Annotated in this window: 9 protein-coding genes and 1 pseudogene; 6 read left to right on the plus strand and 4 right to left on the minus strand. The window is 70.1% G+C overall.

The window, feature by feature from the left end:
- The 4 genes from J5F18_RS12575 to J5F18_RS12590 all read right to left on the minus strand — a co-directional run.
- Window positions 1–394 (minus strand): ABC transporter transmembrane domain-containing protein (locus tag J5F18_RS12575; protein WP_346298959.1); only part of this gene is annotated, 394 nt, incomplete at its 3' end.
- Window positions 395–397: 3 nt separating this feature from the next.
- A complete protein-coding gene (cydB, locus tag J5F18_RS12580) occupies window positions 398–1,399 on the minus strand; it encodes a cytochrome d ubiquinol oxidase subunit II (RefSeq protein ID WP_346298960.1) in 1,002 nt (333 codons plus the stop codon).
- Window positions 1,400–1,402: 3 nt separating this feature from the next.
- A complete protein-coding gene (locus J5F18_RS12585) occupies window positions 1,403–2,815 on the minus strand; it encodes a cytochrome ubiquinol oxidase subunit I (RefSeq protein WP_346298961.1) in 1,413 nt (470 codons plus the stop codon).
- 278 nt (window positions 2,816–3,093) lie between these two features.
- Window positions 3,094–4,077, minus strand: coding sequence for a calcium/sodium antiporter (locus J5F18_RS12590; protein ID WP_346298962.1), 984 nt, complete (start codon window positions 4,075–4,077; stop codon window positions 3,094–3,096).
- A 186-nt stretch (window positions 4,078–4,263) separates the two neighbouring features.
- Between J5F18_RS12590 and J5F18_RS12595 the strand changes: the two genes are divergently transcribed.
- The 6 genes and pseudogenes from J5F18_RS12595 to J5F18_RS12620 all read left to right on the plus strand — a co-directional run.
- Window positions 4,264–5,628 carry a paraquat-inducible protein A gene (locus J5F18_RS12595; RefSeq protein WP_346298963.1) on the plus strand — a complete coding sequence of 455 codons (1,365 nt, stop codon included), beginning with the start codon at window positions 4,264–4,266 and terminating at the stop codon, window positions 5,626–5,628.
- Window positions 5,625–7,304: an intermembrane transport protein PqiB gene (gene pqiB, locus J5F18_RS12600; RefSeq protein ID WP_346298964.1), complete on the plus strand. Its 1,680-nt coding sequence runs from the start codon at window positions 5,625–5,627 to the stop codon at window positions 7,302–7,304. Before J5F18_RS12595 ends, pqiB begins: the two co-directional genes overlap by 4 nt.
- A 21-nt stretch (window positions 7,305–7,325) precedes the next feature.
- Window positions 7,326–7,928 (plus strand): ABC-type transport auxiliary lipoprotein family protein, encoded by a 603-nt coding sequence (locus tag J5F18_RS12605; protein ID WP_346298965.1) that lies wholly within the window; start codon window positions 7,326–7,328, stop codon window positions 7,926–7,928.
- 82 nt (window positions 7,929–8,010) lie between these two features.
- Complete coding sequence (locus J5F18_RS12610) at window positions 8,011–8,523, plus strand: helix-hairpin-helix domain-containing protein (protein ID WP_346298966.1); 513 nt, start codon at window positions 8,011–8,013, stop codon at window positions 8,521–8,523.
- A 151-nt stretch (window positions 8,524–8,674) separates the two neighbouring features.
- Window positions 8,675–9,985: a DEAD/DEAH box helicase gene (locus J5F18_RS12615; RefSeq protein ID WP_346298967.1), complete on the plus strand. Its 1,311-nt coding sequence runs from the start codon at window positions 8,675–8,677 to the stop codon at window positions 9,983–9,985.
- 30 nt (window positions 9,986–10,015) lie between these two features.
- Window positions 10,016–10,321: pseudogene (locus J5F18_RS12620) on the plus strand (MFS transporter); the annotation flags it as partial.

The following is a 10,321-nucleotide window of genomic DNA, read 5'->3' on the forward strand; positions in this document are numbered from 1 at the left end:
GATTGAGGCGCTCCGCCCCCAGGCCCACCAGCGCCATGAAGAGCGGGATCAGCGGTGCGGCGAGCAGCAGGAAGAGCGCCGCCAGCCAGTCCAGCCAGAACGCCGCCAGCAGCACCAGCGCAGGGCTCAGCACGGCAAGCAGCAGCTGGGGGCGAAAGCGGGCGAAGTAGCCGTCCAGCGCCTCCACCTGCTCCACCAGCTGGCTGGCCAGCGCCGCGGAGTGGCGCCCGGCGAGCCAGCCCGGCCCCAGGCGGGCCAGGTGGTCGAGCAGCTCGCGGCGCACCCGGGTGCGGATGCGCAGGCTGGCCGCCTGGCCCAGGCGCTCCTGGACCAGCAGGCCCGCGAGCCAGCGGCGGACCTCGCGTCCGCCGCTGGCGCGCTCAGGACTCGCCATGGCTCAGTGGTAGCCCTCCCCCACCTTGACCTTGCCGCGGAAGACCCAGTAGGTCCAGGCGGTATAGGTCAGCACGATGGGAATCACGAAGAGCACGCCGATCAGCAGGAAGAGCTGCGACTCCGGCGCCGAGGCGGCGTCCCAGATGGTGTAGTCGGGCGGCACGATGACCGGCCACTTGCTCACCACCAGGCCCAGGTAGGTGAAGATGAACATCCCCAGGGTGGCGACGAACGGCAGCCCCTCGCTGCGACGCTGGACGCTGCGGAAGACCACGAAGGCACAGCCCAGCGCCAGCGCCGGCAGGATCCAGATCAGCTGGATATGATCGAACCAGCGCGACCAGACGTCGGGGTTGACGAAGGGCGTCCACAGGCTGATGGCGGCGAAGACCGCCAGCACCGCCGCCAGCAGGGGCGGCGTGACTCGGTAGGCCCAGGCCTGCACATGACCCTCCGACTTGAGGATCAGCCAGGTGGCCCCGAGCAGCGCATAGCCGGCCATCAGCCCGAGCCCCGTCAACACGGTGAAGGGGGTCAGCCAGTCGAAGGGCCCGCCCACGAAGACGAAGTCCTCCACGGCGAAGCCCTGGATGTAGGTGCCCACCACCGCCCCCTGGGCGAAGGCGGCCACCGCCGAGCCCCAGCAGAAGGCGCGGTTCCACCAGCGGCGGTTCCGCCGCGACTTGAAGCGGAACTCGAAGGCCACGCCGCGGAAGATCAGCCCAGCCAGCATCAGGAAGACACCGATGTAGAGGGCCGGCAGGAACACCGAATAGACCAGCGGGAAGGCACCCAGCAGGCCGGCCCCGCCCAGCACCAGCCAGGTCTCGTTGCCGTCCCACACCGGAGCCACCGAGTTCATCATCACGTCGCGGGAGGCCTCGTCCGGGGCGAAGGGATAGAGGATCCCGAGCCCCAGGTCGAAGCCGTCCATGATCACGTACATGATTACCCCGAAGCCGATGATCAGCGCCCAGATTATTGAAAAATCGAACATCTCCATGGGTCAGCTCCTCGCCGGGTCGGTATCGTCGAAGGGTGTGTGGGCGGCAGAGAGCGGGCGCTTGGGGCGCTCCACTTCGCCGGCGACGCTGTCTCGCTCCTCCTCGGGCAGCATGCCGTTGCGGACCACCTTGGTGAGGTAGTAGACCCCGGCCCAGAAGACCACGGCGTAGACCGTCACGTAGCCGATCAACGTGAACAGCGCCATCCCCCCGGTGAGCGAGGGCGTCAGGCCCTCGGCGTGGGTGTAGCGGCCGTAGACCAGCCAGGGCGCCCGGCCCGCCTCGGTGACGATCCAGCCGGCCAGCACGGCGATGAAGGGCGTCACGCTCATCACCCGCAGCAGCTGCAGGAAGCTACGATGCTCGTAGACCCGCCCCCTGCGCCGCAGCCAGAGCCCGGCGATTGCCACGCCGATCATCAGGAAGCCGAGCCCCACCATGACCCGGAAGGCCCAGAACACGATCCAGACCGGCGGCTGCTCCTCGGGTGACGCCTCGCTGATCCCCGGCACCACGCCGGCCGGATCATGCTTGAGGATGACGCTGGCCAGGCTCGGGATGCCGATCTCGAAGCGGTTGGCCTGGGCCTCCTGATCCGGCCAGGCAAACAGCAGCAGCGGCACGTGGGAGCGGGTCTCCCAGTTGCCCTCCATGGCCGCCACCTTGACGGGCTGATGCTCCAGGGTGTTGAGCCCGTGGAAGTCCCCCACGACGGCCTGGGTCGGCGTCAGCACCAGCAGCAGCCAGAGGCACATGGAGAGCGCCTTGCGGTTGGCCTCCACGTCACGGCGGATCAGCAGGTACCAGGCGCTGACCCCGGCCACCACGAAGCCGCCGGTGATGAAGGAGGCCATCACCATGTGGGCGAAGCGCCAGCCGAAGGAGGGATTGAAGATGGCCTCGCCCCAGGCAACGACCCGGAAGCTGCCATTCACCAGCTCGACACCCGCCGGCGTCTGCATCCAGCTGTTGGCCGAGAGGATCCAGAACGACGAGATGAAGGTGCCGATGGCCACCATGATGGCGGCGAACAGATGCACCCCCTGGGGCACCTTGCCGCGCCCGAACAGCAGCACGCCGAGGAAGGCGGCCTCGAGGAAGAAGGCCGTGACCACCTCATAGCTGAGCATGGGGCCAAGGAAGTTGGCGGAGGCCTGGGAGAAGTTGCTCCAGTTGGTACCGAACTGGAAGGACATCACGATGCCCGAGACCACCCCCATGCCGAAGGCCACGGCGAAGACGCGCGTCCAGAACACCGCCAGGCGATCCCAGGCGGGGTTGGCGGTCTTGTAGAAGAGACCGTGGAGCACGGCGATGTAGGACGCCAGGCCGATGGTAAAGACCGGGAAGATGGCATGAAAGGAGACCACGAAGGCGAATTGCAATCGCGATAGCAGGAGAGGATCCAGTTCCATGACGCTAGCCTCGATGCAGCGAGTGACTCGGGAACGTCGCTAGGGATGCGAATGCAGTGCTTGTTATACCTCCGACACGAAACTCGCGTCGTGACGCACACCCTCTCGACAACGCAGGGCAACCACACCCGATGGCAGTCGGCCCACCGCTGGGCTGGCGGCCTTGACAACCATCGAGATCAGGTTCATGTCTTGTCGATCGTTATCCGACTCGCACACCCAGCAATCGTCCCGAAAAATTGACCTGGGTCATAGGTGTCGCATTGTCGCAGCCCGGGTCAAGCGCCGCCGCCACGCAGCACCAAGTGCACTAGCCAGGCAGTATAGGTGAGATACATGGCCAGCAGGGCCGCGCCCTCCAGCCGATTGATGCGCCCCTCCCGGCCACGCCAGCCCAGGGCGAAGATCGCCATCAGCACCGTCATCGCGGCCATCAGGCTCCAGTCCCGCAGCAGCACCTCGGCGCCGACCTGGATCGGATGGATCACCGCGGCGAGCCCCACCACCCCCAGGGTGTTGAAGAGATTGGAGCCCACCACGTTGCCCAGCACCAGGTCATGCTCGCGGCGCCGCAGGGCGCTGATCGAGGAGGCCAGCTCGGGCAGCGAGGTACCCACCGCCACCACGGTCAGGCCGATGATCAGGTCGCTGACACCGAGGCCCTGGGCGATGGAGACCGCCCCCCACACCAGGATCCGCGAACTGATCACCAGCAGGACCAGCCCGACGCCGGTCCAGGCCAGGCCGGCGGCCAGCGACATGGGGTGTTCCGCCAGGCTCTCCGCCGTGTCGGTGGCCAGCGGATCCCCGCCCTGCTTCAGCCCGCGAACGACACTGACGCCGATAAAGGCCGCCAGCAACACCAGCAGCAGGGCGCCCTCCAGGCGACCGATCACCCCGCCCCACATCAGCAGCGCCGAGAGCAGGGTCGCCGCGCCGAGCAGGGGCAGCTCGCGGCGCACCACGGTGGAGTGCACCGCCAGGGGGGAGATCAGCGCCACCAGGCCGAGGATCAGGCCGATATTGGCGATATTGGAGCCGTAGGCGTTGCCCAGGGCGAGGCCCGGGTTGCCCTGCCCCGCCGCCAGGGCCGAGACCACCAGTTCCGGGGCCGAGGTGCCGAAGCCGATCACCAGCATGCCGATCAGCAGCGGCGAGAGTCCCAGCCGGGCCGAGGTCGCCGCCGCCCCGTCGACGAAGCGCTCGGCGCTCCACATCAGCAGGACCAGGCCCGCCATTACTGCCACCGCAGGAAGTATCATCGAGACGCCTTGGGAACATTCAGGGGTGCATGTTTGTCTATGGTACGCCTTGCGTCAACGTGTCACACTTCCGCATGAGCCCCGTCACGCACGGCGCGTGAGTGTAGGCCGAGAGCCACCCCCAGGTGAAGTCCGGCGCTTGCGCCCCGCGTCCAACCAGAGCCGCCAGCAGGAGTGAAGCCACCCTTGGCCCAGCGCCCCTTCCAGATCCTGGAGCCGCTGCCCTCGCTGCCCGCCCAAGGGCCGAGGGTCGATCGCACGCCGCCCGAGTCCCGGGCGCGGAGGCGCCTGCGCGCCTGCCGGGAGTGTGACTGGGTGGTCGCCCTCCCCCCCCTGCGACCCGGCGAGAAGGCCGACTGCCCGCGCTGCGGGCATACCCTGGCCAGCCGCCATCACCGCCCGGCCCAGCGCAGCATGGCCCTGGCACTGTCGGCCCTGCTGGCCCTGGCCATGGCGCTCTCCTTTCCCTTCATCAGCTTCAGCGTGGGCGGGGTCGGCAACCGCATCGAGCTCTCGCAGACCGCCACCACCCTGATCGGCTTCCACCAGCCGGTGGTGGCCGGTGCGGTGATCCTGACCATCATCGTGCTGCCGGCGGTCTACCTGCTCGGCGTCATCTGGCTGCAGCTCGGCCTGCTGCGCGACGCCCCGCTGCCCGCCAGCCGCGCCATCGCCCGCTCCCTGACCGCGCTGAACCCCTGGATGATGGCCGACGTCTTCATCATTGGCGCCCTGGTCAGCCTGATCAAGGTGGCCGGCATGGCGCAGATCGAGCTGGGCATCTCCTTCTGGGCCTTCTGCGTCTTCGCCCTGCTGCTGCTGTTCACCACCCAGTCCATCGATGCCGACTGGATGTGGTTCTCGCTGGCCGGTGAACCCCGTGCCCCGGAAGGCACCCGCACCGGCGAACCCGCCGCCCCCCAGGGGCTGGCAGGCTGCACCACCTGCGGGCTGGTCAACCGCCTCGCCCCCGGGGGGCGCGGGCGCTGTCGACGCTGCGGCGAGTCGCTCCGCTCCCGCCTGCCCCACAGCCTGCAGCGTACCTGGGCCCTGCTCGCGGCGGCCGCGGTGATGTACGTTCCTGCCAACGTCTACCCGATCATGACCACCACCAGCCTCGGCCACACCAGCCCCTCGACCATCATCGGCGGCGTGGTGGAACTGATCCAGATGGGGTCCTGGCCGGTGGCGGCGGTGATCTTCGTGGCCAGCGTGATCGTCCCGGTGGGCAAGCTGGTGGCGCTTTCCTGGCTCTGCCTGGTAGTGAGCCGCAGCAGCGAGCTCAACGCCGCCGCGCGTACCCGGCTCTACCGGCTCACCGAGTTCATCGGTCGCTGGTCGATGATCGACGTCTTCGTGGTCGCCATCCTGGTGGCGCTGATCCGCGCCGGCTCGCTGATGTCGATCACGCCCGGGCCGGCCGCCCTGGCCTTCGGGGCCGTGGTGGTCATCACCATGCTGGCCGCCATGACCTTCGATCCGCGGCTGATCTGGGACAGCCCCCTGCCACGTCGCGGCTCTGACCGCGATCCACAAGGAACCCCCGGATGAGCGAAACGCCCAGCCCCGAGGCGCCGCCCGAGCGCGACCTGCACCGTGCCAAGGCCTCTCCCCAGGCCCGCTTCTCGCCGATCTGGATCGTGCCCTTCGTGGCCATCCTGATCGGCCTGTGGCTGGTCTACGACAACTACCGCAGCCGCGGGCCCCAGGTGACCCTGATAATGGCCAACGCCGAGGGCATCGAGGCCGGCAGCACCCTGATCAAGACCCGCAACGTCCAGGTGGGGCGCGTCGAGCGCGTCCAGCTCGCCGAGGACCTCTCCACCGCGGTGATCACCGCCCGCATGAGCCCCGACACCGAGGCGATGCTGGTGGAGGACAGCCGCTTCTGGGTCGTCAAGCCGCGGATCGGTCGCGAGGGCATCAGCGGCCTGGGCACCGTGCTCTCCGGCGCCTACATCCAACTCGAGCCGGGCGGCAGCGAGGTGGCCGCCCGGGAATTCCGGGTCAGCGACCAGCCGCCGGTGGCCCCGGCCGGTGCGGCCGGCCTGCGCATCAACCTGACCAGCCAGCTCGGCAACTCGCTGCGGGTAGGCGATCCGGTCACCTACCAGGGCTACACCGTGGGCCGCGTGGAGGACGCCACCTTCGACGCCCAGACCCGGCGCATGCAGCACCGCATCTTCATCGAGGCGCCCTACGATACCCTGGTCACCGACAGCACCCGCTTCTGGTCGGCCAGCGGTATCGACCTGCGCCTGGACTCCGAGGGCTTCCGGGTCAGCATGGAGTCCTTCGAGGCGCTGCTGGGGGGCGGGGTCACCTTCGGCGTGCCCGAGGACCTGCCGCTGGGCCGCCCGGTGGCGCCGGACGTCACCTTCAACCTCTATCCGGACGAGGACAGCGCCCGCCAGGGCACCTTCGACCGCTACCTGGAGTATGTGCTGCTGGTGGACGACTCGGTGCGCGGCCTCTCCCGCGGCGCGCCGGTGGAGTTTCGCGGGGTGCGGATCGGCACCGTGGCCGCGGTGCCCTGGAACTTCAGCGCCCCCCAACCCGAGGGACGTACCGGCTTCTCGATTCCGGTGCTGATCCGTATCGAGCCCCAGCGCCTGGGCATCGAGAACCAGGAGATCGACCTCGCCGAGTGGCGGGAGCGCTTCGATCGCCTGTTCGGGGTGGGGCTGCGCGCCAGCCTGAAGAGCGGCAACCTGCTCACCGGGGCGCTGTTCGTCGACTTCAACTTCCACCGCGACCTGGCCGACCAGCACCAGGCGCAGACCTTCGCCGACAGGACCGTCTTCCCCACCACCTCGGGCGGCTTCGCGCTGATCGAGGCCCAGGTGACCGACCTGTTGGCCAAGCTCAACGACCTGGAGATCGAGCCGCTGCTGAGCGGGCTGGACCGCAACCTGGCCGCCTCCGAGGCGATGCTCGGCGAGGTGCGGGGGCTGTCGGCCTCCCTGCAGGGCCTGCTCGATGACCCGGGCACCCGCGAGGTGCCGGGCAACCTCAATGCCACCCTGGTGGAACTGCGCCAGACCCTGCAGGGGGTCTCGCCCGGCTCCTCGGCCTATCAGGAGCTGACCGGCGCCGTGGAGCGCCTGGAGCGCCTGATGCGCGATATCCAGCCGGTGGCCCGCACGCTCTCCGACAATCCCCGCGCCCTGCTCTTCGACAGCCTGGACGCCGAGGACCCCATGCCCCGGGCCCCGCGTCGCGACTGATGGCATCCATAGGGAGACACGATGACGATTAGGCACTGGAGGGGCACGACCCTGGCGGCTCTGCTGCTGGCCGCCACCTTGACCGGCTGCGCGAGCCCCGGCCCGACGCCCCAGCGCTACACCCTGCCCGAGACAGCCGACGCCACCCAGACCCTGGCGGGCGCCGAGGCCGAGTACCTGCTGCTGCTGCGGCCGCCGCGGCTCGCCCACTACCTGGACGTGGACGGCCTGGTGATGCAGGTGGACGACATCACCCTGGTGGAGGCCCGCGGCCATCAGTGGGCCGAGGCCCTGGGGCGCCAGCTGGAACGCGGCCTGCGTGCGCGCCTCGCCGCGCGGCTGCCCGATACCCGGGTGATGCTGGACGAGGCCGGCGCGCGCGAACCCGCCGCCCTCTCCCTGCGCCTGGAGCTCGATCGCTTCCAGGGCCGCCACGACGGGCTGGCCGTGATCGGCGGCCAGTGGCAGCTGCGCGATGCCGAGGGGCGACTGCTGGCCATGGAGGGCCTGCGGGTGACGGCCGAGCTCGACGACGACGGCTATCCCGCCCTGGTGCGCGCCCTGGGCCGCGGCTGGGACCGGGTGGCCGACGAACTCGCCGAGGCCGTGCGCCGCGCGCGCTGAGCCCCGGGCAATCGCCGCCCCCTTGCGCTATGGTCATCTCAGGCGCGCCCCCGCGCGCCAGGCTACCGACAGGGACGACGCCATGCACGACGACCTCTCCCGTGAACGCGCCGAGCGCGAACTTCGCCACGCCATCGCCCTGGAGCTGCGAGAGCTGGCCCAGCGCGCCCGCCGGGCCCTGCTGATGGTAATGGCCAGCGACACCCACGACCGGGAGGCCCTGGCCGAGCTGGAAGTCGCGGACCAGGCACTGGCCGAGCTCGATGCCCTGGCCACCCGACACGCCCTGGTGGCGCTGCCGATGCTGCCGGCCATCCGCCGCGGCGCCGACCGGCTGGCCTGCCAGCTCTACCAGGATGGCGCCTGCGACGGCCTCGACGAGGACGCCCACGAGGCCTTCCTCAACCGCCACGCCCGTTCGCTCACCGCCCTGGACGGTATCGGCCCGGTCACGGCCCGGCGCCTGTTCGCTCACGGCATCGCCGACCTCGAGCAGCTCAGGGCCCTGGGTCCCGACGCCCTCGACGAGGTCGCCGGTCTCGGCGGCGCCACCCTGGCACGCCTGCGCGAAAGCCTCGCCGCCGAGGCGAAGTAGCTGCGCGGCGCGCGCCAATCTGGCATACTGACGCCACGCGGCAACCATCGAGTCCCTCCTGCCGCGCTGCTTCCCCGAATTTCTCACGCCCCGGCCCGGGACTGGCCACGCGCAGCGCGTGGCGAGGCCGCGGCGTTTCTGCGGAGACCGCATGACCTTTTCCGACCTCGGCCTGCGTGCCGAACTGCTGCGTGCCGTTGAGGCCCAGGGCTACACCACCCCGACCCCGATCCAGCGCCAGGCGATTCCCGCCGTGCTCAAGGGCGGCGACCTGCTGGCCAGCGCCCAGACCGGCACCGGCAAGACCGCCGGCTTCACCCTGCCGATGCTGCAGCGCCTGGCCGGCGGCCAGCGCCCCGGCAAGCGCCAGGTGCGCGCCCTGGTGCTCGCCCCCACCCGCGAGCTGGCCGCCCAGGTGGGCGAGAGCGTGGCCGACTACGGCCGCCACCTGACCCTCAAGAGCCACGTGATCTTCGGCGGCGTGGGCCAGCAGCCCCAGGTGGACGCCATCCGCCCGGGCCTCGACGTGCTCGTCGCCACCCCCGGGCGCCTGCTCGACCTGCAGCAGCAGAAGCACGTGGACCTCTCCCGGGTGGAGATCCTGGTGCTCGACGAAGCCGACCGCATGCTCGACATGGGCTTCATCCACGACATCAAGAAGGTGCTGCGCCTGCTCCCCGAGAAGCGCCAGAACCTGCTCTTCTCGGCCACCTTCTCCGACGAGATCCAGGCGCTGGCCGGCAAGCTGCTCGACAGCCCCGAGAAGATCGCGGTGGCGCGGCGCAACACCACCGCCGAGACCGTCGACCAGGCGATCTATCGCGTCGACCGCGAGAAGAAGCGCGAGCTGCTGGCCCACCTGATCAGCCAGCACCGCTGGCACCAGGTGCTGGTCTTCACCCGTACCAAGCACGGTGCCAACCGCCTGGCCGAGCAGCTCTCCAAGCAGGCGATCCCGGCCATGGCGATCCATGGCAACAAGAGCCAGTCGGCGCGCACCAAGGCGCTCTCCGCCTTCAAGAGCGGCGAACTGCAGGTGCTCGTCGCCACCGACATCGCCGCCCGCGGCCTCGACATCAGCGAACTGCCCCACGTGGTCAACTTCGAGCTGCCCAATGTCGCCGAGGACTACGTGCACCGCATCGGCCGCACCGGCCGCGCCGGCAGCGAGGGCCAGGCGGTATCGCTGGTCTGCGTCGACGAGCACGGCCTGCTCAAGGGCATCGAGCGGCTGATCAAGCGCGACCTCGAGAAGCGCATCGAGCCCGGCTTCGAGCCCGACCCCAACGCCAAGCCCGAGCCCATCGAGAACGGCCGCAACCGCCGCGGCAGTGGCGGTGGACGCGGCCAGGGCCAGGCCCGCAGCAGCGGCCAGGGTCAAGGCCAGCGCCGGGGTGACGATCAGGCGCGGGCGCCACGTCGTCGCCGGCGCGGCGGTGGCGGCGGACGCCAGCAGGCATAACGGACAGCCAGACACAGGGAGGTTATGGCGGTGACCAGAGCAGCGGCGACGGCGACGATGCACGGCAAGCGGACGCTTGTCATCTTTATCGGGCTGATGGTGCTGGTGGGGCTGAATCTGCGCCCCGCCCTCTCGAGCCTGGCGCCGCTCTTGACCCGCATCCAGCAGGAGACCGGCCTCTCGGCGCTCGCCATCGGCGCCCTCACCACCCTGCCGGTGCTCTGCCTGGGGCTCTTCGCCCCCTTGGCGCCGTGGCTGGCCAAGCGCCTCGGCCCCGAGCGGGCGCTGGCCGCCGGCCTGGCGCTGCTGGCCGGCGGCCTGCTGCTGCGCGGCGTG

It is taken from the genome of Halomonas sp. BM-2019, from assembly GCF_017584085.1.